This window comes from Vibrio sp. YYF0003 (genome assembly GCF_036350715.1).
Lineage (GTDB): Bacteria > Pseudomonadota > Gammaproteobacteria > Enterobacterales > Vibrionaceae > Vibrio > Vibrio natriegens.
This window is the reverse complement of the sequence record NZ_JAZDWA010000007.1, coordinates 115,641-139,688: the sequence shown is the minus strand read 5'-3', so window position 1 is coordinate 139,688 and position 24,048 is coordinate 115,641. Positions and strand designations below refer to the sequence as shown.

Genomic DNA, 24,048 nt, shown 5'->3' with positions numbered 1-24,048 from the left:
GCCGAAATAGTCCGGCCTTTATCTCAAATCTATATTTTGACGAACTTAGTATAAAATCGAGTACAGTTGACGTCGGTACTTACCCGCTAAAGCATTTCCTTGACCTAACGCGCTAAGAATATCCATAAAGGTTTTCTTGACTTCGCCATCCTGAGCACCTAAGTTCACCTTAAGAATGTTCCAAAGGAGTTCTAATGCTTCTTCATCACGACCAACTTGGTTGTACTGAACGGCTAACTCACACGCCAATTCCAGGTTGTCTGCATTTGCTGCGTACTCTTGTTCTAAGCGTTGAAGCTCTGGGCTGTCAGCCGCTTGAAGATGCAATTCTAGCTTAGCGATTAAGCCCTTGTAGTAATTATCCTGATACTCAAGTGGAATAGATCCTAATAGCTCTTGAGCAACATCAAACTGTTTCGTTTCCAACAAGCAATCTGCCGTAGCAAGTTTGACATCGCCACGAGATTGCAGCTCTGCAGGCAGTGTGTGGATGATACTCAGAGCCTCTGCGTGCTTACCTTGTGCCAATAGTTCAGTAACTTGTTTAAGTAGTTGCTCATCTGGGCTTGGCAGGTGCTTTTGGAGCATGGCTGCGATGGCGTCTATCGGTTGAGGGCCACCTAATCCATCGACAGCTTGACCATTAATAAACAATGCAATCGTCGGAAGTACCTGAACGCCAAACTGAGACGCTAAGGCTGGCTGGTCTTCACAGTTAAGTAGAGCAAGGGTAAAAGCACCATTGTACTGTTGAGCAAGCGTTTGTAACTCAGGGAGTATTTGTGCGCTTTCTGGCTGAGCATTAGCCCAAAAGTGGATCAGAACGGGTGTGTTCATTGATCCTTCAAGCGTTTCGCGAAAGTTCTGTTCTGTGATCTCAACGATAAATGGGGATTGCATCAGAGTATCCTTGCTTTTGTTTCTTGTCGTTGCATGTAGATATGGAGTTGATTTAGTGGAAAATCAAGCAGTATCGCTAAATAAGATCGAGATGTATGAATTGGTGAGATTTAGATTACGTAGAAAGGAAAAACGCTGCCCAAGCAGCGCTGTCCTAATAGCGTATTAAAGTGGCGACTCCTGCACTGTGATTATCATTTTTATCATGCAGGGTGTGGTATCAGAATAGGATGAACAAGGTCACCACTACACCCACACTAAGCCAGTTAAGCTGATTTAATGTCATTATTGTCTCGCATTGGAACAAAGTATTGCTACAAAACAGATCGGGTGGCGATACCAAATCTAATCAAACCTGTACACAAAATGCATTCATTTTGGCGTGAGGTTTGCCTAGATATTGATTCGAACAGGTGAGGTTTTTTTAACCTACATGTTCATAATGACATCACATTGTTACGATGAAATTACACTACGACAAAAGAATTTTATGCTGCTTGTCGCAAAATTTTATCGAGCAGTCGAGTTGGTAACACCCGCTTCAACACTGCGAACAGCTTGGTTGGTGTGGTAATACGGTAACGGATTTTGGGTGAATCACTGGTGAGTGCATGTAGGACCGGTTCAATACATGCTTCTGCTGGTAGCACAAACTTATTGTTTGATTTGTCATTATCTAGGCGCTGTTTCTGAGCTTCATAGGCGACGCGATGTGGACTGGATTCTGTGTCGATCCACTTTTCAAAGGCGGCAAGCGCATTTTGTCTAAATTGAGTTTCTATAGGGCCCGGCTCTATAAGCGCAACTTTGATATTGGTGTCGGCCAGTTCAAGTCTTAAGGTATCTGTCCAACCTTCCAGAGCAAACTTTGACGCATTATAAGCCCCGCGATATTTCATTGCGGCAAAGCCAAGTACTGAGCTGTTTTGAATGATGCGGCCTTCGTCATGGGCGCGCATGTGTGGAAGAATCTCTTGTACCAGTTGATGCCAGCCGAAAAAGTTGGTTTGGAATTGAGCTTTGAGCGCTTCGGTTGGAAGGTCTTCTAACGCTCCTGGCTGACCGTATGCGCCGTTGTTAAATAAAGCGTACAGTTTCCCCTGAGCTAAACTTATCGCCTGCTCAGCGCCTTGCGTAATGCTGATGGGGTCATTGAGGTCGAGTTGTATGCAGGTTAAGCCCTCGGCCTGCAGTCGCTGGACATCGTCAGGTTTTCTACACGAGGCAATAACATTAAAGCCTTGTGCTTTCAGGGCATGAGCGCACACATAACCAATACCGGTTGAGCAACCAGTGATAAGAATCGACTTGTTCATAAATTAAGCTCAGATAAACGTATATTAACGTTTATCATTCAACAGCTTCGCTCATGAAGCAAGTGCTTAAGTGCGGGTTCAATTCTCGAATAGCTGAACTGGAAATCCAATTCTGTCAGTTTTTTCGGTTTTGCTCTAATGCTGTCAAACAACAAACAAGCTGATTCTCCCATCACCAACTCCATGACCCACTGAGGTGTGAACAGTATGTGCGGTCGTTTCAGAGTTTTTGCTAATGTCGCGCTGAAAATACGATTACTTACTGGATGCGGGGCACACATGTTGAACGCGCCATGGGCATGAGGGGTATTCAGTAAATACATGATGGCACGCACCATGTCCAGGATATGAATCCAGGGCAGGTATTGGTTGCCGTTTCCAAGTGGTCCGCCTAATCCTAGCTTATAAGGGAGTAACATTTTTGCCAAAGCGCCACCGTTAGGGCCGAGAACCACGCCAGTCCGCAATAAACACACTCGTGTATCCTCGGATTCTGCACGTTTAGCAATCTGTTCCCATTTTTCGCAAACAAGGTGCGTAAACGCTTCACTGTTAACATGAAGGCATTCATCAAAAGGGTGCTCTTGTTGGTCGCCATAATAGCCCACAGCCGATCCACTAATGAACACGGATGGTGGCTTTGTGCTCGCATGGATAAGCTCGACAATTTGTTCGGTTATTTTCCAGCGACTTTTACAAATTTTGTCCTTCTGTTTTTGAGTCCAACGCTTATCTGCGATTGGTTCACCCGCGAGATTGATGATCGCGTCAATGTGATTAAGATCGGCAAGTTGGTCAAGAGAGTCTATATATTCAATATTACCTACATCAGCATGCTGAAGATGCTGTTTCGCTTTTTGTGGTGAACGCGTTAATAGCACCACGTGATGAGTGGTGAGTAGCTTGAGCAACTCAGAGCCAATAAATCCTGTTCCGCCTGTTAATAATATCTTCATGGCGTCTCATTGAATGACAAAAACATGAAAACATTATAGTCACTTTGTTTGCTGCATGATCATATTCTCCCGTGTATTCGCCGTAAATCACCATTCGATTTGAAAGCTTTTGCTCCGCACCAACTTCACATATTGAAAAATTGTAACTAGTTGTTATTGGTGACATTGGTTCCTTCACATTTGCATCAAGAATTTTATGTCAGACTGATATGAGTCGGTTAAATCATTTCAGTTAATTATCGCTAGATTACTCAAAAGCATTCAATAAGGAGGAGATATGGAAGCATTTATTGCTCTTTTTCGAGCTCTCCTTAACAGTGCGCGCGATCTGATGCCCATCGTTCTTGTCATCACTTTTTTTCAACTGGTGGTATTACAGGAACCTTTGCCTAACCTAGTATCTATTCTTTTTGGTTTACTGCTCGTCGTACTAGGATTGACGTTTTTTATTTTTGGATTAGAGCTTGGTCTTTTTCCGATAGGCGAGAGCATGGCTCAGGCGTTTGCGAAAAAGGGCAGCGTTTTTTGGCTTTTAGTCTTCGCGTTTTGTTTAGGGTTTGGCACCACAATCGCCGAGCCTGCACTGACTGCTGTAGCAGATAAAGCGGCTCGGGTGGCGGCTGAGGGAGGAATGATTAACAACTCGGAGTTGGCGATCCAGGAGTATGGTACTGGGCTTCGGGTAACAGTGGCGTTATCTGTCGGCATCGCTATTGTGGTTGGTGTGCTTCGTATTCTGAAAGGCTGGCCTATCCATTACATGATCATAGGCGGGTATGTGGGCGTCGTAGTGTTAACTTGGTTTGCACCTGAGTCGATTATTGGCGTGGCATACGACTCGGGAGGAGTAACGACATCGACGATCACCGTTCCATTGGTGACCGCGCTCGGAGTCGGTCTCGCTTCAGCAATTAAAGGACGCAACCCCATGGTCGATGGATTTGGGTTGATTGCTTTTGCATCGTTGCTGCCAATGATGTTTGTCATGGTTTATGGGATGGTCGTGGCATGATTTCGTTCGAGCACTTTTTTGACACGCTTCTATCCACCATTCGCGATGTTATCCCAATTGCTGCCATCATTTTTGGTTTTCAACTCGCGGTACTTCGCCGTCCGGTGAATAACCTGAGAAAAGTGCTGTTTGGTTTTGCCTACGTTATTTTGGGTTTATCCCTGTTCTTGCTCGGGTTGGAAATGGCATTGTTTCCGCTTGGCGAAACCATGGCGGTACAACTTACCACCCCGGATTTTGTCAGAGAGTTCAAAGTATCAGTAGGGCAGCAACTGGAGTGGATCGACTATTATTGGGTGTACACCTTCGCATTTTTTATTGGTTTCAGTACAACGATTGCAGAGCCGTCATTAATTGCGGTAGCAATCAAGGCAAATCAAGTTTCCGGTGGCAGTATTAGCGTGAATGGTCTGCGTGTCGCGGTTGCATTAGGTGTGGCGATTGGTATTGCATTGGGCAGTTACCGGATTGTTGTCGGGGACCCTATTCACTATTACATCATAGCTGGTTACATCGTAGTTGTCGCCCAGACCTTTTATGCCCCTCAGATGATCGTCCCTTTGGCTTATGACTCTGGCGGTGTGACGACATCGACTGTTACTGTACCGCTCGTGACCGCTCTGGGATTAGGCCTGGCGTCTACTGTGCCCGGGAGAAACCCTATGATAGATGGCTTTGGTTTGATTGCCTTTGCCAGTTTGTTTCCGATGATATCCGTTATGGGATATGCGCAAATTACTCAATGGCTTAATAAAGACACCTCGGAGGACGAAGAAAATGCGCTTTAAATTGATACTTGCGTTTGTTGAGGATGCCAGAACAGATAAGGTACTTGATGCTGCTCGGGATGCTGGAGCAACGGGTGCTACGGTAATTAATAATGCTCGAGGGCAAGGGTTAAACCAGAAGCGGACGTTTTTTGGATTGACCTTGGAAGTACAAAAAGATGTTCTGCTGTTTGTGGTCGAGGAGCATCTCTCTCGACACATTTTAGAAACCATCAGCGATGTCGGTGAATTTGACAAGGAATCCGGACAGGGCATTGCGATTCAAATTGATATTGAAGATGCGGTCGGCGTCGCCCATCAGGTAGAGACATTGGCTAAGGTTGTAGAGGACGAGTTATGAGTAATCAGGCGATAGTACGGGTTCGAGACGTCATGGCTGCAACTTACGTTATGGTAGATGGGCTGATGACGGTGTACGAAGGGATTACACTAGCCAAAAAATATCAAGTGAAAGCGCTGGTGGTTAAAAAGCGCGATGACAATGATGAATTCGGCATAGTATTAATGAATGATATTGCCAAAAAAGTGCTGGCGAATAACCGTGCACCTCAACGAACCAATATTTATGAGATTATGACCAAGCCAGCTCTGTGTGTTGGGCCGGACATGAACGTGAAATATTGCGCCAGATTGTTTGAACGGTTTGGCATTAGTCGCGCTCCGGTTATTGAAGACGGCGAGGTGATTGGTATGGTCAGTTACAACAATATCGTAATCAATGGCATGGTAAGAGATTAAGTCGAAAGGTAAATCGAGGCTCAGCTTTACTTCTCTCAGATCGGCGACAGTTATCCATCTATATTGCATTGATTACTTGTGATGTTGCATATGTGTCCGTTGGCACTTATCCTTTGTGCCTTACGCTTATAGTCGAGGATTTTTATCATGCCTTTAGTTGCTTGTCCGGTCTGTGAGAAACAGATTTCTAAACGAGCTCATACCTGTCCTGGGTGTGGGGAGCCGGATCCGCTGAATCACTTAGCAAAGTCGAAGTTTATCTCAATGGTTTTTTGGTTGTTGGTACTTGTAGGCGCTGGTTATGCTGCGTGGGTTTATTTACTGCCAATGTTGATCGATTTTGTTCGTAACCAGTAATTTGAGCTGTAGTAAGAATGGCGTAGAATAGCCTCTGTTATTATGAGGAGATAATGCTTTGAAACTATTTTTTGCCTCAGATTTGCATGGCTCTTTACCTGCGACGAGAGAAACCATCGATTTGTTTGTTGAATCTGGAGCGGATCATTTGGTTCTGTTGGGAGACATTCTCTACCACGGACCAAGAAATCCGATTCCAGAAGGTTATAACCCAGCACAAGTGGCTGAGCTTTTAAATCGGTACAGTAAGCAGATTATTGCGGTTCGAGGTAACTGCGATAGTGAAGTGGATCAGATGCTATTAACCTTTCCGATGATGATGGATTATGCTTGGGTGTTGCTTGAATCCGGTCAGCGTCTGTTTTTAACCCATGGTCATATATACAACAGTAGCCATCGCCCAGAGCTGAAAGAAGGGGATGTGATCGCCCATGGTCACACTCACATACCTGTCGCAGAGTTACAAGATGGCGTTACTATCTTCAACCCTGGTTCTATGACGTTTCCGCGCAATGACTTACCTCGAAGCTACGGCTTGATGAATGGGAAGACACTGACAGTGCAGACGCCAGAGGGCGAAGTGTTGGCTCAGACAGAGATATAGTGTTTGAGATCCGACTGAGAGAATGGTTTTGTTTACATGATTAGGGGAGTACAGCACTCCCTTATTTTGTATCCGAATGTCCTAGATCTCTGTCCGGTGCAATAATGTCTCTGACTTTCTGTTTCAATACCTTTGCTTCCGGAAAACCACCATCTTTTTTACGCTCCCAGATTTGCTGTCCATTACAGAAGATTTCGAATCGACCACCAGTATCTGGATGCAAGGTAACAGATTCGATTTCTTCGCTGAACGTATGCAGCAGCTCTTGCGAAAGCCAGGTTGAACGTAACATCCAATTACACTGACGACAGTAGTAGATGTTAATCACAGCTTTTTCCATTTTATTTTCCTTTTAACTAAAATAGCCCGTTAATTCTTAAGCCTGGCATTAAACCAGCAGCTTAAACCCAACGGCAAAGGTGAGAATTTCAAACGCAATTTTTATCACGCGGTTACTGTATCGGGTGGCAGCCCAAGCGCCCAAGCTTCCGCCTAAAAAGGAACTTAATAGCAATACGGGTAACCATGCCCAGTGAATAGGGGCACCGGCTTGAACGACAGCGACGCCTCCAATGCCATTCCAAAACAACCCGACGCAAATCATGGTGTAAGCGACCGCCTGTTTATAATCAAACCCAAACCAGCGAACCAAAAATAGAGTAACCAGTAGTCCAGAACCAGCGGTGAGTGAACCGTTAATGATTCCAATCAGCATGATGCCAAAACCACCAACGATCCAACCGGCTCGATCGCGATGCATCTTCACCTCAGATTGTCCTAACTGCTTTTTAAGCCGTGAGTAAATGCCCAAAGCAAGGATCATGGAGCCCAACATCTTCTCAGCAATACCATCAGGAATATGAACGATGATATTAGCGCCAATAATGACACCAATACTGCCGATCAGTATTAAATACAGCGCTACGGGAAGTTTTATTGTGCCAGCTTTTAAATGCGTACTGGCTGCGCCTAAACCTAAGGCAACGGACGCGACTTTATGAGTGCCAAGAGCAACAGAAAAAGGCAAACCTAAAAAAATCAGTAGGGGGAATTGCAACAAACCTGCTCCGCCACCAGAAAGTGACGCTAACGTGTTTGCGATAAGAGAGCCCAAAAAGAGCGTGAGGGTATCTAGCCAGTCCATGTGCACAACAAAGGGGACATTTCGCCCCCTTTAATCAGTAAATCAGTTTCTAAACAGTACCGTAGAACCGTGATTCAGGCTAGTTAATAACAGAGTTTTCTCGTTAACCACATCAATACGGCGGCTTTGCTCGGCATCCAGCCTGAATATTTGAGTGATCAAGCGAAGCTGTTCTTCAGAGAAGTCTCTCGACTGAGAAGATGAAATGTCTTTGAATTCAGACGGTGAAACGAGCAGGTAATTATCGCTCACTTCCCAGCGACCTTTCTCTGAGATATTGATGGTTGATTCCGCCGTAGAGCCTTGGGCAAAAAGCTTAATGTTCGCTACACGGATGTATTCGCCATTAGGCAAATATTTCACGTTGGACTCGACATTGACCTTACGCAGCGGACCTACCGTGTCATTCGGCAACTTATCAGTAATGAGTGTCACCATGGCAGATTGCCACTCGTTTGCGGTCAGAACCTGTTCAATTTTGAGGTCGCTGCCCCAGTATAACCAGCCACTGAAAAGCATGGATACGGCCAAAACCGCAGATGCAAATTTTATCTTCATAATGGCCTCCCCTTATTTACAGATATCGGCTGGGTCACTTTGACCAGAAACTATACGCAAAGTGACATTCTCATAAGAGTGGTCGATGTCATGGATATAGTTCAGCACCAGTTGGTTGTTCTGGCCACCGGTTGCGATGACCTGCACAGGCAATGAATCTTTTGTGTGATGGTCAACGTAGCGTTCCACACATTGCTTGATAGACGGCAACCAGTCATTAATTTGCGGGTGATTCACAGGCGTTAGCACAGGTACATTTTGATAAATATCTACCTGACGGAATTGGGACTCCGCGGGATTCGTGAATAGCAGTACGCCAACTGGAAACAATATAGCTACCAATAAAATCAGCCGTGGCAACCACATATTTGGTTTCTTTTGCGGCTGAACCTGAGCTTGTTCACTACGAAACTCGTGCTCTACTTTTGTTTCGGAGATCGGCTCTGCTGGTGGCTCTTCAGAAATATCCGTGCTTTTTGCTTTGTCTGGCTCAACGTCTGAAGCTAGCTCTTCAGAGTCTGAGTTAACAACAGAGGAAAGCGGATTCAATCGTTCTACAGAACAGATTAACTGGTAGCCACGCTTTGGTACGGTTTTTACATACTCTGGAGATTTTGTTGAGTCCTTCAACATCTTACGCAGGGTAGAGATCGCTTGAGTAAGGCTTGAGTCATCCACCTCAAAACCTTGCTCACGCCAGACAAACTCGTGGAGTTCGTTACGGGTTAACACTTCGTTGGGTCTTTCTGCCAACATCAGGAGAATGCGACTTTCGTTGCTTCCTAAACGTACAACGTCGTTGTCGTTTTGTTGGTCAGCAAGCGAATTACTATTTGGGTCAAAAGTAAACCTTTGAGCAAGTAGAAATTTGGTGCCAATGCTAGTCATTTAGTTCTTCTTAGATGGATGATGTTGAAATTATGGTGATTTATATCACAAATTCATGCTATGCGCGTAGGATATGCACGACGTTTTAGATGCTTTTAGCCGGGTAGGATAATTAAATTTTTGTAAAAAAACACTGTTTTTAGTTGGATTGACCTTGAATTTACATTTGTCAGCCACATGTTACATGACATATTAGAAACGCTATTTCTTGGAGTTGAGGTGTTTACTTTTCTCCCTGAGATGGTTTGTTAGATTAGATGTTATGGAGCAAACATGAGCGAAACTGTATCTCAAAATAAAGAAACTCGTGGTTTTCAATCAGAAGTAAAACAACTACTGCATTTAATGATCCATTCTCTTTATTCCAACAAAGAGATCTTTTTGCGTGAGCTGATTTCTAACGCATCAGATGCATCAGACAAATTGCGATTTCAGGCGCTATCTAACCCAGATTTGTATCAGGGTAACGCTGACCTTGGCGTAAAACTGTCATTTGATGAGAGCGCAAATACCTTAACGATTTCTGACAATGGTATCGGCATGAGCCGTGATGATGTGATCGAGCATCTGGGTACTATTGCGAAATCTGGCACGGCAGATTTCTTCTCAAAACTGTCGGAAGATCAAAGCAAAGACTCACAATTGATTGGTCAGTTTGGTGTCGGCTTCTATTCTGCGTTTATCGTGGCAGATGCTGTTACGGTACGCACTCGTGCTGCAGGTGTTTCAGCAGAAGAGGCCGTGCAATGGCACTCTGCGGGTGAAGGTGAGTACACGATTGAAAACATCGTAAAAGACGCTCGCGGTACCGACATCATTCTGCACATGCGTGAAGAAGGTAAAGAGTTCCTGAGTGAATGGCGTCTGCGCGAAGTGATCAGTAAGTATTCTGACCATATCGGTATCCCGGTTTCTATCCAAACAGCGGTACGTGATGAAGAAGGCAATGAAACTGGCGAGAAAAAGTGGGAGCAAATTAACAAGGCTCAAGCGCTATGGACTCGCAATAAATCTGATATCTCAGAAGAAGAGTATCAAGAGTTTTACAAGCACGTTTCGCATGACTTTGCGGACCCACTGACCTGGAGTCATAACCGCGTTGAAGGTAAAAACGACTACACGAGTCTTCTTTACATCCCGTCTAAAGCACCATGGGACATGATGAACCGTGACCATAAATCTGGTCTGAAACTCTATGTTCAACGTGTATTCATCATGGATGACGCAGAGCAGTTTATGCCGTCTTACCTGCGTTTTGTGCGTGGTCTGATAGATTCAAACGATCTTCCGCTAAACGTATCGCGTGAGATTCTGCAAGATAACAAAGTGACTCAGTCATTGCGCAATGCTTGTACCAAGCGCGTATTGACGATGCTAGAGCGCATGGCAAAGAATGACTCAGAAAAATACCAGTCATTCTGGAAAGAGTTTGGCCTTGTACTGAAAGAGGGTCCGGCTGAAGACTTCGCAAACAAAGAGAAGATCGCTGGTCTGTTACGTTTCGTGTCTACTGAAGTTGACTCTGCTGAGCAAACTGTCGCACTGGCTGACTACGTTGAGCGCATGAAAGAAGGTCAGGATAAGATCTACTACCTGACAGCAGACAGCTACGCCGCAGCGAAAAACAGCCCGCACTTAGAGCAGTTCAAAGCAAAAGGCATCGAAGTTATCCTGATGTACGACCGCATTGATGAGTGGTTAATGAACTACCTGACTGAGTTTGACGGTAAGCAGTTCCAGTCAATCACTAAAGCGGGTCTGGATCTGAGCAACTTCGAAGATGAAGCCGAGAAAGAAAAGCAGAAAGAGACTGAGGAAGAGTTTAAGTCGGTTGTGGAACGCACTAAGTCTTACTTAGGCGATCGCGTAAAAGAAGTTCGCACAACGTTCAAATTGGCTTCAACACCGGCGGTTGTGGTGACGGATGATTACGAGATGGGGACTCAAATGGCGAAGCTTCTTGCGGCAGCAGGTCAGGCAGTGCCAGAAGTGAAGTACATCTTCGAAATCAACCCGGAGCATGAACTGGTTAAGCGCATGGCTGATGAAGCTGACGAGGAAGCGTTTGGCCGCTGGGTTGAGGTACTTTTAGGGCAGGCGATGCTTGCTGAACGCGGTTCAATGGAAGACCCTGCGCAGTTCTTAGGTGCGATCAACCAGCTTTTGACTAAGGTTTAATAGTCAATACACATTAAAAAGCTCGCGTATAGCGAGCTTTTTGTTTGTTATCGCATAAATTTGCATTGTAGGTGTTGAGTTAATAGTCAATAGTGGCATAAAGATGCGGTTGTTAACATTCTTTAGTCTTAATTCACTCTTTGCTCACATAACCTGTGGTAGAATCTGTAACTTGAATGTCAGTCACAAGGCGTGTATTTTTGCCGCCTAACGTTATACCGAAACTTATCGTTGCGATTGCTTCTTAGGTTTGAAACTTGAGTAGGCAGGCTATTGTGAGCTTCGGTATAAATCTTAAATATTAAAGAGGATAAATCATGCGCATCATTCTTCTAGGTGCTCCAGGTGCAGGTAAAGGCACACAAGCAAACTTCATCATGGATAAATACGGTATTCCACAAATCTCTACTGGTGATATGCTTCGTGCGGCGATCAAAGCAGGTACAGAGCTTGGTAAACAAGCGAAAGCTGTTATCGACGCTGGTCAGCTAGTTTCTGATGAAATCATCCTTGGCCTTATCAAAGAACGTATCGCTCAAGACGATTGCGCAAAAGGCTTCCTACTAGACGGTTTCCCTCGCACTATCCCTCAGGCTGATGGCCTAAAAGAAATGGGTGTTGACGTTGATTACGTTATTGAATTCGACGTTGCTGATGACGTGATCGTTGAGCGTATGGCTGGTCGTCGTGCTCACCTTCCTTCAGGTCGTACTTACCACGTTGTTTACAACCCACCTAAAGTGGAAGGTAAAGATGACGTAACTGGTGAAGATCTTGTTGTTCGTGATGACGACAAAGAAGAAACAGTACGTGCACGTCTAGGTGTTTACCATGAGCAAACTGCGCCACTTATCAACTACTACGGTAAAGAAGCAGAAGCTGGTAAAACTACGTACCTAAAATTCGATGGTACTAAGCAAGTTTCTGAAGTAAGTGCTGATATCGAGAAGGCATTAGCATAATAGGTAATACCTATTATCAAAATTTTTAAGAATTTTGTTATAGTTAAGCGACCGTAAGGTCGCTTTTTTTATACATTTTTATGATACCAATTCCAGTCATATCTTATCATTCTTGCTGATTAAAATAGCTGGCATTGGTACACGCTGGAAACAAAGGGACGCTATGCAAAAAATAAAAAAACAAGGTGTGCTTCTGGTTAACTTGGGTACACCTGACGAACCAACTGCTCCTGCTGTAAAGCGCTTCTTGAGCCAGTTTCTTCATGATCACCGTGTGGTCGACATGACACGATGGCTTTGGTGTCCAATTTTGCACGGGGTTATTTTGCCAATACGTGCGCCAAAAGTTGCCAAGCTTTATGAGTCCGTTTGGATGGAAGAGGGTTCCCCTCTGATGGTGTACTCAAAGCGCCAAGCGAAGAAACTGGCTAAGCAGTTAGATATTCCCGTAGAGCTTGGCATGACTTATGGTAATCCAAGTTTACACGCGGGTTTTGAAGCCTTACTGTCGCAAGGGGTCGATGAGGTCATCGTATTGCCTTTGTATCCTCAGTATTCAGGTACAACAACAGCGGCGGTGTCTGATGGGATAACCAAAGCTTTTAAGAAATTACCCGTCATACCGGCATATAGCTTAATTCGTGATTATCACGACCATCCAATGTTCATTGATGCCTTGGCTCAATCCGTAAGAGCGTATTGGGCTGAACATGGACAAGGGGAGTATCTGCTATGTTCCTATCACGGCATACCGAAACGTTTTGCAGATAACGGTGACATTTATCCTCAACATTGTGAAACGACGACTCGCTTGCTGGGTGAAGCTCTTGGGTTGAATGAAACGCAGATAGGGATGGCTTATCAGTCCCGTTTTGGGCGTGAAGAGTGGTTACAGCCATACACTGATAAAACTCTGGAAACGTTGCCTGCCAAGGGTATTAAAAAGATTGATATAATGACACCAGCATTTTCTTCGGATTGTTTGGAAACGCTAGAAGAAATCGCGGGAGAAAACAAACACATTTTCTTAGAAGCAGGCGGTGAGCAGTTTAATTACATTCCTTGCCTGAATGATGATGATCGACATATTGAGATGATGGCGGAGTTAGTTCGCAATAAGCTATAATCGTTGTCATGAAATGTTCTTAACAAAAAGGGTCGCAAGTGCGACCCTTTTTAGTTTGAATGACGTATTAAGCAACTTGTACTTGTTGCTCTTCTACTTGTTCCGCGTTGCTCGCTGAACTTTCAGCACCGTGCATCCAGCGCACTAGCGTATTAGAGAACAACAGCAAAATTAGACCACTGACCGTCGCACTCGCTGCGATACCGCTAAAGATAGCCATCGCACCTAGCTCACCAACATGGGATCCCACATAGCCAGCTACGTAGTTTGCAATCGCATTACAGCCGAACCATGCACCCATCATTAATGATGCCAAACGCAGAGGCGCAAGTTTGGTTACCAGAGACAAGCCGATTGGAGATAGGCAAAGTTCACCCAGTGTATGGAAGAAGAAAGCACCCACTAACCACAGCATTGATGTTTTCACTGTGGTATCACCGCCTTGCTCAAGTACCGCACCAACCATACATAGGAAACCCAGAGCGAGGAAGAACATCGCCATTGCAAATTTCACTGGTGAATTTGGCTCACGTTTACCTAGCTTAACCCACAGTACCGCAAGCACAGGTGCAAGCGTAATAATAAAGAAAGGGTTAAGTGACTGGAACCAAGCCGCAGGAACTTCGAAGCTGCCAATCATACGGTCAGTGTATTGCTGAGTGTAGATATTCATCAGGCCACCTGCTTGCTCAAAGCCAGCCCAGAATACGATAGTGAAAAGACTCATGACCAGAATGACTTTAATGCGGTCCACTTCTTCTTTAGTAAGTGGCTGCTTCTTGGTTGATTTCTGATTTGCTAGTGCGCGTTTGGCTGCTGGTTCGCGGCCGACATCACCTAGCCAGGATTGAGCGAAGCTTATTTGCATCACAAGGCTCATAAGCATACCGATGCCTGCAGCAACGAAACCAGCTTTCCAACCGAATGAGTTGGTCACCGAGCCAGAAACGACACCAGCGAGCAGAGCGCCAAGGTTGATACCCATGTAGAAGATGGTAAATGCGCCATCACGACGGTTGTCACCTTCGTTGTATAGGTCACCCACCATCGTTGAGATATTCGGCTTAAACAAGCCGTTACCTGAGATCAGAAGCGCAAGACCTAAATAAAAGGTGTGAAGAGAGCCAAGGCCCAGTGCATCGGCTGGCAATGCCAAGGTAAATTGACCAATAGCCATTAATGCACCACCGAGTAAAATGGAGCGGCGTTGGCCTAAGTAGTTATCTGCCAGGTAGCCACCGATCAGAGGTGTGATGTAAACAAGGCCAGTATAAATGCCGTATAGGTCTAGTGCGTCTTTAGTCGACCAGCCCAGACCGCCATTCATTGTGGTATCTGTGAGATAAAGTACGAGAATGGCACGCATTGCGTAGTAAGAGAAGCGCTCCCACAATTCTGTGCCGAACAGTAAAAATAAGCCACGAGGGTGGCCAAAATATTGATGTTGGTTTGTCATAGGATCTTTTAATAATAGTTGTTACATTTTCCGAGGAAAATATATACCTTTAAATTTAACAATTAACAAACAAAAAATTTTATACAATTGCATCTACACCTGTATAAGTCTCTGTTTTTAATTTTATTTATGGAATAATTGAAGGATTGGCATGTAGTTAAAACTAATTTTTCATTTTTGGTTGTGTGTAATATTCATACAACCATCAAAGAGAAATTGGGTTATGCGAGCGATATTTATTTATAATTATATAGATGAATGAATTGCTCATGACTCATCTTTGGCTTAATGCTAGGATGCATGAAAAAGATAAATGGCTAGTAAAAAATGAAACGTTGGTATCTACTTTATTGTAAACGAGGAGAGCAGGTTAGGGCGAAGCAACACCTTGAAAATCAAGGGGTGGAGTGCTTTTATCCGACTGTTGAAGTCGAAAAAATATTACGTGGTAAAAGACAGAAAGTCGAAGAACCACTGTTCCCTTCTTATATGTTTGCTCGTTTTGATTACGAGGAAGGGCCGAACTTTACATCAGTTCGTTCCACCCGTGGGGTTATTGATTTTGTCCGCTTTGGCGCTCAGCCAAAAGAAATTCAGGGCGATTTGGTTTTTGAACTGAAGAAAATAGAAAAGTGCGTTCATGAAAAAGTGGCCTGCGAAGGCATGCCCAAGCGTGGTGATCAGATTCGGGTCAAAAGTGGTCAGTTTGCTGGCATTGATGCTATTTTCCAGGAGCAAGATGGGGAGAAGCGTTCAATTATGCTCGTGCAGATGATTACCAAACGTGTTCCAGTCAGTATTGACAATAATGATTTAGATTTAAAATAACATATTGATATATAAATAAAAGGGCTGGTTAAACCAGCCCTTTTGCTTTTCATTCGTGTCTTTTAATTAGTAAGCGTCGTTGTGAACGGCCTGTACTGCTCGACCAGATGGGTCTACACAGTTTTGGAATGACTCATCCCATTCAATCGCTTTTGCTGAAGAACAAGCGACAGATGGGCCGCCCGGAACACATTCTGCTGCTGATGGCAGTGGGAATAGTTCTTCAAAGATTTCACGGTACACATAACCTTCTTTAGTGGTTGGCGTGTTGTAAGGGAAGCGGAATTTAGCCGTTTCCATTTGTTGCTCCGTTACTTTCTGTTCTGCTACTTCTTTCAAAGTATCAATCCAGCTGTAACCTACACCGTCAGAGAACTGCTCTTTTTGGCGCCAAGCGATTGATTCTGGTAAGTAATGTTCAAAACACTCACGTAGGATGTGTTTTTCCATTTTACCGTTGCCACACATTTTGTCGGCTGGGTTCAGACGCATTGCTACATCAATGAACTCTTTATCTAGGAAAGGTACACGGCCTTCAACACCCCATGCTGCAAGTGATTTGTTTGCACGAGCACAGTCAAACATGTTTAGAGCAAGCAGTTTACGAACGGTTTCTTCGTGGAACTCTTGCGCGTTTGGTGCTTTGTGGAAGTATAGGTAACCACCAAAGATCTCATCTGCGCCTTCGCCTGAAAGTACCATTTTGATACCCATCGCTTTGATTTTACGTCCCATCAGGAACATTGGCGTTGAAGCACGGATTGTGGTTACGTCATACGTTTCGATGTGGTAAATCACATCACGAATCGCATCAAGACCTTCCTGAATTGTGTAAGTCATTTCATGGTGTACAGTACCGATTTGGTCTGCAACTTCACGCGCAGCTTTCAAATCTGGTGCGCCTTCGAGGCCGACCGCAAAAGAGTGCAGTTGTGGCCACCAGGCTTCTGATTTTTCGTCATCTTCAATACGCATCGCCGCAAAACGTTTAGCGACCGCAGAAGTGATAGAAGAGTCTAAACCACCTGACAAAAGTACACCGTATGGTACATCAGTCATTAGCTGGCGTTTAACTGCTGCTTCAAGCGCTTCAGTTAGCTCTTCTTTACTTGTGCTGTTCCCTTGAACTGCAGCGTATTCGTTCCAGTCACGAACGTAGTAGCGTTGTGGCTCTGCGTCTTTAGAGCTGTAGTGGCTGCCTGGAGGGAATTCGCTCACTGTTTTACATACAGGCACTAGCGCTTTCATCTCAGAAGCCACGTAGTAGTTACCGTGCTCATCGTGACCTTGGTAAAGAGGAATAATACCGATGTGGTCACGGCCAACCAGATACTCGTCCTTCTCTTCATCGTACAGAACGAAAGCGAAGATACCGTTCAGTTCTTCAAGAAGATCTGCGCCCATGTCTTGGTAAAGCGCTAGAATAACTTCACAATCTGAATCCGTTTGGAATTCATATTTGCCTTCGTAGCGTGCGCGGATCTCTTTGTGGTTGTAGATTTCGCCGTTTACCGCAAGGATTAGCTTATTATCAGGGCTGTACAGTGGCTGAGCTCCGCTATTTAGGCCAACAATTGCCAAGCGTTCATGAGCCAGAATCGCTCTATCTGAAGAGTAGATACCAGACCAGTCTGGGCCTCGGTGACGAAGCTTTTTCGACATTTCTAATGCGATAGGGCGTAACGCTGCTGCGTCACTTTTAATGTCTAAAATGCCAAATACTGAACACATACAACTTCCTTTTTAAACTAAACAATTTCTAATCGGTATGGCTTCAATTTGCCAGTTTGAGTAAAAAAAGCAACGCTTTGTGATGAAAAAATTTATAAAATCCCCTTGCCGGTGAATGATTTCTAATTATTCGTCCGTTTTGATGAATGAAATTAAGGTTTGGTATAAAAAGAAGACAAAAAAAGCCTTCTTTTTGAACGAAGGCTTTATTGCTTATTCACATGAGTGCTTACTTTATTGGTGTGAATTTAGGCTGCAATTGCTGACAAACATGTCTTGCGAAACCACTACCAGCCTCATTATAGATATTGAATGCAGCATGTACGCCGTTTTCCAGAAGGCCATCTAGTTGGTCTGGATACTCTGCAATTGCGGCTATCTGGCCTTTATAGTGACGGCGTTGCAGCTGTTCCAATGCGGTCTGATTACCCTGGTGGTGAGGCATTGCCAATAGCACCAGCTGGACGTGTCCTGTATCGAGAATTCGTTCCCAAAAATCTGGGTCAGTTGCGTCACCGGAAATGACATTACGACCTTCTTCACGGTGCTTAACTGCGCCATCCTCGCGAATTTCGACCCCAAGCGATATCTTCCCGTAACGAGCGCATAACTCATCGTAAGCACCCGTGCCAATGCGGCCCATACCAAGGATTAGTACCTGAGCATGTCCTGGATTGATTAACTGATCACGTTGATTCAGTTTCTCCGCGGCGGTCTCTTGTAGCCACTTGCCTGAGTGTTGATAGATTTTATTGCTCAAACGGTTTAGTGGCGCAGCGATAATAAATGAAAGTGACACAGCAACAGCAATGGCAGCGAGCATGTCACTTGGCATCCAGCCCATTTTATACGCTAGACCACCAACTATCAGGCCAAATTCGCTGTAGTTAAACAGGGATAGTGACGCGAGCAATGAAGTGCGGACCCGAAAGTTAAAGTAGTTAATGGTTAAAAAGTACAGCAAGCCCTTAATCGGCAGCAGCAGAATAAATAAAATGGCGAGTGCGATGCCAGTAAAACTCAGCGATGCCGATAACCCAATATTTAAGAAGAAGCAAACTAAGAAGAGCTCTTTCATGTTAAACAGGGATTTTGAGAGCTCAGAGGCTTTTCGGTGACCAGCCAGTAACATGCCTAAAATCAGTGCACCAAGATCTGGCTTCATGCCTACTAGCTCAAACAGACCAGCTCCGACGACAAGCGCGAAGAATATACCGAATAGGACCAACATCTCACCGTGGCCTACTTTGTCTAGTAATTTGTAAAAAACTGGTCGAAGGAGGGGAAGACCGAACAGTGCTATGGCGTACCATTCAGGAATTTTACCGGTAGAAGCCGTCAGAAATACAACTGCGAAGATATCTTGCATTACCAGAATACCGATCGCGATGGTGCCGTAAGTGGCACTCATCTCACCTTTTTCTTGCAGTGTTTTAACTGCAAAAACGGTACTCGAAAATGACAAAGCAAACGCCAGTAAAAGAATTTGCCCAAGATCCATACCCGCCATAGAGGTAATGCCGAGTAGTTTTAAACCACCGAGTGTGATGGTGAACACCGCTGTGGAGAGGATGTTATGTGCGGTCGCACCTCCCCAGATTTCTTTTGATAGCAGCGTTTTTACATCGAGTTTTAGGCCGATAGTAAACAATAATAGGGTAACGCCGAGGTCGGCTAGGTCAACGATCAGCTCATTACTTTGGTAGCCAAATGCGTGTAATCCGAATCCTGCGAGTAAGAAGCCAACGAGTGGAGGGAGTGAGCACTTTAGCGCAAGGAAGCCAGCCAAAAATGCCGTTGTTATTAGAATTATTTCCATACTGATAAGTAATACCTATGCCAGTAAATTATTGTCAGGTAATTGCGCAGGAAAAATCGCTTAGAGCAAGGCTAATTTGCAGTAATTGGGTTGAGTTTCCTGATATGCAAAAACGGGCTGTGCAAACACAGCCCGAGATTGTAACTCAACTGTTGGAATAAACTTAGTCTTCCAATAACTTTTGTAACAAAACCCCGTTTAACATTGCACGCTTGATCATGGCGAATGCACCCATAGTTGGCTGCTTGTCGATTTGTGAGGCAACAATAGGAAGAGCGTTATGGAACGTTTTTAGCGATTGATTTTCAACGTTACGTTTAATGGCCGGGAATACAATTTCTTGCGCTGCGGTAATATCACCAGCGATAACAATTTTCTGTGGGTTAAATAGGTTGATGGTGATAGCAATCGCTTTACCTAGCTGGTTACCAACACGAACTAAGCTTTGCTTGGCGAGTTCATCACCGTTAACTGCATGTTCGCACACATCCTGAATGGTGATATTTTCCAGCTCAGTTAGGCTAGATTCGTAACCTTGTGCGATTAACTGTTTTACACGGTGGATGATTGCTGGGTTTGCAGCAACCGTTTCTAAACAGCCAAAGTTACCGCATTGACACTGTTCACCCAGTGGATCGATTTGGATATGACCAATTTCACCAACGTTACGGTTAAAGCCAAGAAACACCTGACCATTAACAATGATACCTGCACCTGTACCGCGGTGGACACTGACCAGAATTGAATCCTGACAATCTTGGCTTGCGCCAAAGTAGTGCTCTGCTAGAGCCATTCCGCGAACGTCGTTACCAACGAAACAAGCGGTATTAAACTTCTCGCTAACAATTTCACCAAGGGCCAGGTTATCAACATCCGTATTTGGCATGTACTCAACCACACCGGTAGATGGGTTAACTAAGCCTGGCAGGGTAATACCAATGGCAATTAACTGCTCGATTTTATCCTGGTTGCGATTCATGAAACTTTTCAGTAAATCGATTAAACCAGCAATCAAGTCTTCCTGATTAGTGTAGTGCAGTTCATGCTGGTCTTCGGCAAGTGCGGTACCGCCCAAGTCGTACAAGCAGAACTGAATGTAGTCACGTCCCAGACGAACGGCGACTGAATGAAAAGGTTTTACTTCAGTGGTCAGTGAGATAGCTCGGCGACCACCGGTAGAAGCTTGCTGCGCGACCTCTTTAATCAGGCCACGCTCTAAAAGTTGGCGGGTTATTTTGGTAACACTCGCGGGAGCCAGCTGGCTAACGTCCGCGACTTGAATACGGGAGATAGGACCTTGCTGATCTATCAGCCTGTATACCGCAGCGCTGTTAAGCTGTTTTACTAAATCTACATTACCAATTTGTCCGCCATTCATGCTTAATTGTGCTCGTATTGTCCGTTAACAACCGTCGCTTTTACATTGAAGTCACGATCGAAAACAGTCAGGTTTGCTACCATGCCTGTTCGAATTCGGCCAAGTTTATCTTCAACCCCAATAGCGGTTGCTGGATACAATGTGGCCATACGTAGAGCTTCGTCTAAAGCGATACCTGCGTGCTCAACCGTATTCTGAACTGCTTCAATCATAGTCAGGGCTGAGCCGCCTAGTGTGCCATTTTCATCAACACACTTACCATCTCGGTAATATACTTTCTTACCGACAAAAATAAAGTGATCAATGTTAGCACCTGCTGGAGCTGTGGCATCCGTCACCAAAACAAGCTTCTCACCTTTGATTTTATGAGCAATTCTGATGTTTGCGTAGTCTACGTGGAAACCATCGGCGATAATTCCAGCATAAACTTCTGGCGTATCGTAAATTGCACCAACCACTCCAGGTTCACGTCCAACCATCGGTGTCATCGCATTAAACAGGTGAGTCGCAAAGGAAATACCAGCTTCAAAACCTTGACGAGCTTCTTTATACGTAGCGTTAGTATGTCCGATAGAAACGACCACACCAGCCGCTTTTAAGCGTCGAATATGCTCAGGGTCATTCTGCTCTGGTGCAAGCGTCACCTTCGCGATGATGTCACTATTAGCACAAATCAGATCAATCATGTCTTCATCTGAGGTGCGAATAAAGTCGACATTGTGGATGCCTTTTTTCGCGACGTTAAGATACGGTCCTTCCAAGTGTAGACCTAGTGATTGATTTTGGTATTTATCGTGGTATTCGCGAGCTGCCGTGATCGCGGCACGCATGTCTTCGTCTGAAGAGGTAATCAGTGTCGGCAAGTAACTAGTACAACCAGACTTGAGGTTTGCCTCATGCATGATTTGCATTGTTTTTGGTGTGATGTCGTCATTCAACATAACGCCGCCACAACCGTTTAGTTGAAGGTCAATGAATCCTGGACTTAGGTTCGCACCATTTAGATCTTTCACCTCGATGCCTTTCGGTAGTTCGGCAACTGGTACAACGGATTGAATTAGGTCGTTTTCGATGATGACCGCATGTTCTTGTAGAACATCACTACCGGTATAGATTTTACAGTTAGTTAGCGCGTACATAGTCAGCTAGTCCTTATAGTGAGAATTCATGTCTGTAATGCTATCTAAAGGATGACGATTTGAGTCATGTGGTTACTTAGTATTTACCAAGAAATTAGATAACGAGTTACATAAGGCAAGTTGTGTTTATTTCGACCATGGTGGAGTAACTAACTATAACGGACTGAAAAATGATAAATGAACTTTTTTACTGATTCTTTTTCAGAGCGAAGTTACCGTGGTTACTCGCTGTAGACTAAAATAACACTGATTCTTCCTTACATAAAGTGCGAGGATGTTATCTTGCAAATGCCATTTTTTTGTATGATAAAATAAGTTTTATGATCCCGCTAGCAAAAACCTCCTTTTAGGGTGAATTCTGGTGATTAGGATCACAAACAGTGAGCTTTTAATTTGCGGAGCAAAATTAATGTCATAAACTGAAGAGGACTAAATTGAACGACTAAAATAAGTTATTCAACATAACATCTAATCCTATAGGGGGAACTAAAGGTGAATATTCTCGGATACGCGCAGAAGTTGGGTAAAGCTCTTATGCTTCCTATCGCGACCTTGCCAATCGCAGGTTTGTTATTGCGTTTGGGCCAACCTGATGTACTTGATATTGCGTTTATGGCGCAAGCGGGTGGTTCAATCTTCTCTAACCTTCCGTTACTGTTCGGTCTCGGCATCGCTATCGGTTTGTCAAAAGACGGCCAAGGTGCTGCAGGTCTTGCTGGTGCGGTTGCGTACTTCGTACTCACTGCTACAGCGTCAACAATTGATGCTTCAGTTAACATGTCATTCTTCGGCGGTATCATTGCAGGTATCATTGCCGGTCACTCTTACAATGCTTTTCATGCTACCCGTCTTCCTGAGTGGTTGGCATTCTTCTCTGGTAAACGTCTAGTGCCTATTATGGCGGGCCTTTTTGCTCTAGCCGCTGGTGCTGTTGGTGGTATTGTATGGCCAACGATCCAAGGCGGTCTGGATGCACTTGCTCACGCTATCTCTACATCTGGTGCTATCGGTCAGTTTGTATACGGTACGCTTAACCGTGCGCTGATTCCTGTCGGTCTACACCACGTACTAAACTCGTTCTTCTGGTTCGGTATGGGTTCATGTCAGGAAGTCCTAATTGCGGGTGCTTCTGCTGCAGGTCAAGCTCTGCCTACAGTACAGCAGCTTTGTGTAGACCCAGCTCTAGCTAAGACGCTTGTTGTTGGTCAAACTCACACATTTGAATTTGCTAACTCAGTAACACCTGAAATCACAGCAACAGTGAAAGAAGTGACAGAGACAATTAAATCTGGTGACCTACATCGCTTCTTTGGTGGCGACAAAGGTGCTGGCGCATTCATGAACGGCTTCTTCCCAATCATGATGTTCGGTCTTCCTGGTGCGGCACTTGCTATGTACTTTGCAGCGCCTGCTGAAAAACGTGGCCAAGTTGGTGGTGCACTGTTCTCAGTAGCATTCTGTGCATTCCTAACTGGTATCACAGAGCCACTAGAGTTCATGTTCATGTTCCTAGCTCCTGCACTTTACGCGATTCACGCAGTGTTCACTGGTCTGTCGCTAGTTGTTGCTAACATGCTTGGTACGCTACACGGCTTCACATTCTCTGCTGGTCTAATTGACTACGTGTTGAACTTCGGTCTAGCAACTAAACCTCTACTACTTGGTGCAGTTGGTCTTGGCTTTGGTGCTCTATACTTCTTCACTTTCACATTCGCTATCCGCGCTTTCAACCTGAAATCGCCTGGCCGTGAAGGTGATGAAGAGACAGCAGCTGCACCATCTGGTGAAGCGAAGAGCGGTGACTTGGCTCGCCAATACCTAAAAGCTCTTGGTGGCCACGAGAACCTAACGGCAATCGATGCTTGTATCACTCGTCTACGTTTGACTCTGAAAGACCGTTCTGTAGCTGATGAAGCTGTACTGAAAAAACTTGGTGCTAAAGGTGTTGTGAAACTAGGTGAGAACAACCTTCAAGTTATCCTTGGTCCTCTAGCAGAAATCGTTGCTGGCGAAATGAAAGCAATCGGTGCTAACGAAGACCTTTCGAATGTGAAATTACCATAATCACATTGTACGAATGAATCGAAGAAGACCTCCCTTGGGAGGTCTTTTTTTATATTGTGGCTTCTATTCTGCTGCGGTTTCATGCTAACTCGATAAATATTGCCGA

The 24,048-nt window shown here is 44.7% G+C and carries 23 protein-coding genes; 11 read left to right on the top strand and 12 right to left on the bottom strand.

The annotated features are described in order from the left end of the window. Positions 1-45: 45 nt before the first annotated feature. The 3 genes from V1U08_RS19100 to V1U08_RS19090 all read right to left on the bottom strand — a co-directional run bounded on the left by V1U08_RS19100 (position 46) and on the right by V1U08_RS19090 (position 3,172). Positions 46-900: a co-chaperone YbbN gene (locus V1U08_RS19100; RefSeq protein ID WP_330471256.1), complete on the bottom strand. Its 855-nt coding sequence runs from the start codon at positions 898-900 to the stop codon at positions 46-48. 488 nt (positions 901-1,388) lie between these two features. Then, positions 1,389-2,216 (bottom strand): SDR family oxidoreductase, encoded by an 828-nt coding sequence (locus tag V1U08_RS19095; RefSeq protein ID WP_330471255.1) that lies wholly within the window; start codon positions 2,214-2,216, stop codon positions 1,389-1,391. A gap of 38 nt (positions 2,217-2,254) precedes the next feature. Beyond that, positions 2,255-3,172, bottom strand: a complete 918-nt coding sequence (locus V1U08_RS19090; RefSeq protein WP_239949879.1) for a TIGR01777 family oxidoreductase — start codon at positions 3,170-3,172, stop codon at positions 2,255-2,257. A 277-nt stretch (positions 3,173-3,449) separates the two neighbouring features. Here V1U08_RS19090 and V1U08_RS19085 point away from each other — a divergent pair, with 277 nt between their 5' ends. The 6 genes from V1U08_RS19085 to yfcE all read left to right on the top strand — a co-directional run bounded on the left by V1U08_RS19085 (position 3,450) and on the right by yfcE (position 6,671). Then, complete coding sequence (locus V1U08_RS19085) at positions 3,450-4,184, top strand: DUF1538 domain-containing protein (RefSeq protein WP_014231116.1); 735 nt, start codon at positions 3,450-3,452, stop codon at positions 4,182-4,184. Beyond that, a complete protein-coding gene (locus V1U08_RS19080) occupies positions 4,181-4,972 on the top strand; it encodes a DUF1538 domain-containing protein (protein ID WP_330471254.1) in 792 nt (263 codons plus the stop codon). The genes V1U08_RS19085 and V1U08_RS19080 overlap by 4 nt, the downstream gene beginning before the upstream one ends. Next, positions 4,962-5,312: a P-II family nitrogen regulator gene (locus V1U08_RS19075; protein WP_014231118.1), complete on the top strand. Its 351-nt coding sequence runs from the start codon at positions 4,962-4,964 to the stop codon at positions 5,310-5,312. Before V1U08_RS19080 ends, V1U08_RS19075 begins: the two co-directional genes overlap by 11 nt. Then, positions 5,309-5,710, top strand: a complete 402-nt coding sequence (locus V1U08_RS19070) for a CBS domain-containing protein (RefSeq protein WP_014231119.1) — start codon at positions 5,309-5,311, stop codon at positions 5,708-5,710. The genes V1U08_RS19075 and V1U08_RS19070 overlap by 4 nt, the downstream gene beginning before the upstream one ends. A gap of 147 nt (positions 5,711-5,857) precedes the next feature. Further along, entirely contained in the window at positions 5,858-6,067 is a 210-nt protein-coding gene (locus V1U08_RS19065; protein ID WP_014231120.1) for a hypothetical protein, read from the top strand. A gap of 58 nt (positions 6,068-6,125) precedes the next feature. After that, entirely contained in the window at positions 6,126-6,671 is a 546-nt protein-coding gene (yfcE, locus tag V1U08_RS19060; protein ID WP_014231121.1) for a phosphodiesterase, read from the top strand. Positions 6,672-6,732: 61 nt separating this feature from the next. On the opposite strand, the gene V1U08_RS19055 is transcribed toward yfcE, so the two are convergent. From V1U08_RS19055 to V1U08_RS19040, 4 genes are read right to left on the bottom strand one after another with little or no spacing between them, the layout of a single operon-like run. Then, positions 6,733-7,011, bottom strand: a complete 279-nt coding sequence (locus V1U08_RS19055) for a SelT/SelW/SelH family protein (protein WP_020333362.1) — start codon at positions 7,009-7,011, stop codon at positions 6,733-6,735. Between the two features lie 48 nt (positions 7,012-7,059). Continuing rightward, the gene (locus tag V1U08_RS19050) at positions 7,060-7,815 is read right to left on the bottom strand and encodes a sulfite exporter TauE/SafE family protein (RefSeq protein WP_330471253.1); all 756 of its coding nucleotides are present in this window, start codon (positions 7,813-7,815) and stop codon (positions 7,060-7,062) included. A 42-nt stretch (positions 7,816-7,857) separates the two neighbouring features. Then, positions 7,858-8,373, bottom strand: coding sequence for a regulatory protein ToxS (locus V1U08_RS19045; protein WP_014231124.1), 516 nt, complete (start codon positions 8,371-8,373; stop codon positions 7,858-7,860). 12 nt (positions 8,374-8,385) lie between these two features. Continuing rightward, complete coding sequence (locus tag V1U08_RS19040) at positions 8,386-9,261, bottom strand: transcriptional regulator (RefSeq protein WP_330471252.1); 876 nt, start codon at positions 9,259-9,261, stop codon at positions 8,386-8,388. Between the two features lie 273 nt (positions 9,262-9,534). Here V1U08_RS19040 and htpG point away from each other — a divergent pair, with 273 nt between their 5' ends. From htpG to hemH, 3 genes are all read left to right on the top strand, one after another. Then, positions 9,535-11,439 carry a molecular chaperone HtpG gene (gene htpG, locus V1U08_RS19035; RefSeq protein ID WP_065296486.1) on the top strand — a complete coding sequence of 635 codons (1,905 nt, stop codon included), beginning with the start codon at positions 9,535-9,537 and terminating at the stop codon, positions 11,437-11,439. 317 nt (positions 11,440-11,756) lie between these two features. After that, a complete protein-coding gene (gene adk, locus V1U08_RS19030; RefSeq protein WP_014231127.1) occupies positions 11,757-12,401 on the top strand; it encodes an adenylate kinase in 645 nt (214 codons plus the stop codon). Positions 12,402-12,564: 163 nt separating this feature from the next. After that, positions 12,565-13,527, top strand: coding sequence for a ferrochelatase (hemH, locus tag V1U08_RS19025; RefSeq protein WP_014231128.1), 963 nt, complete (start codon positions 12,565-12,567; stop codon positions 13,525-13,527). Between the two features lie 67 nt (positions 13,528-13,594). Here the strand turns inward: hemH and V1U08_RS19020 are convergent, their stop codons facing one another. After that, positions 13,595-14,983 (bottom strand): peptide MFS transporter, encoded by a 1,389-nt coding sequence (locus tag V1U08_RS19020; protein ID WP_330471251.1) that lies wholly within the window; start codon positions 14,981-14,983, stop codon positions 13,595-13,597. 327 nt (positions 14,984-15,310) lie between these two features. Here V1U08_RS19020 and rfaH point away from each other — a divergent pair, with 327 nt between their 5' ends. Beyond that, positions 15,311-15,811 carry a transcription/translation regulatory transformer protein RfaH gene (gene rfaH / locus V1U08_RS19015; protein WP_014231130.1) on the top strand — a complete coding sequence of 167 codons (501 nt, stop codon included), beginning with the start codon at positions 15,311-15,313 and terminating at the stop codon, positions 15,809-15,811. A gap of 66 nt (positions 15,812-15,877) precedes the next feature. On the opposite strand, the gene asnB is transcribed toward rfaH, so the two are convergent. From asnB to nagA, 4 genes are all read right to left on the bottom strand, one after another. Then, positions 15,878-17,542: an asparagine synthase B gene (asnB, locus tag V1U08_RS19010; RefSeq protein ID WP_065296488.1), complete on the bottom strand. Its 1,665-nt coding sequence runs from the start codon at positions 17,540-17,542 to the stop codon at positions 15,878-15,880. 229 nt (positions 17,543-17,771) lie between these two features. After that, positions 17,772-19,361 (bottom strand): cation:proton antiporter family protein, encoded by a 1,590-nt coding sequence (locus V1U08_RS19005; protein ID WP_065296489.1) that lies wholly within the window; start codon positions 19,359-19,361, stop codon positions 17,772-17,774. Between the two features lie 163 nt (positions 19,362-19,524). Further along, the gene (gene nagC / locus V1U08_RS19000; protein WP_020333369.1) at positions 19,525-20,739 is read right to left on the bottom strand and encodes a DNA-binding transcriptional regulator NagC; all 1,215 of its coding nucleotides are present in this window, start codon (positions 20,737-20,739) and stop codon (positions 19,525-19,527) included. A 2-nt stretch (positions 20,740-20,741) separates the two neighbouring features. Continuing rightward, positions 20,742-21,878, bottom strand: coding sequence for an N-acetylglucosamine-6-phosphate deacetylase (gene nagA / locus V1U08_RS18995; RefSeq protein WP_014231134.1), 1,137 nt, complete (start codon positions 21,876-21,878; stop codon positions 20,742-20,744). Between the two features lie 492 nt (positions 21,879-22,370). On the opposite strand from nagA, the gene nagE reads away from it, so the two are divergent. After that, positions 22,371-23,942, top strand: coding sequence for an N-acetylglucosamine-specific PTS transporter subunit IIBC (gene nagE, locus V1U08_RS18990; protein WP_014231135.1), 1,572 nt, complete (start codon positions 22,371-22,373; stop codon positions 23,940-23,942). Positions 23,943-24,048 lie beyond the last annotated feature (106 nt).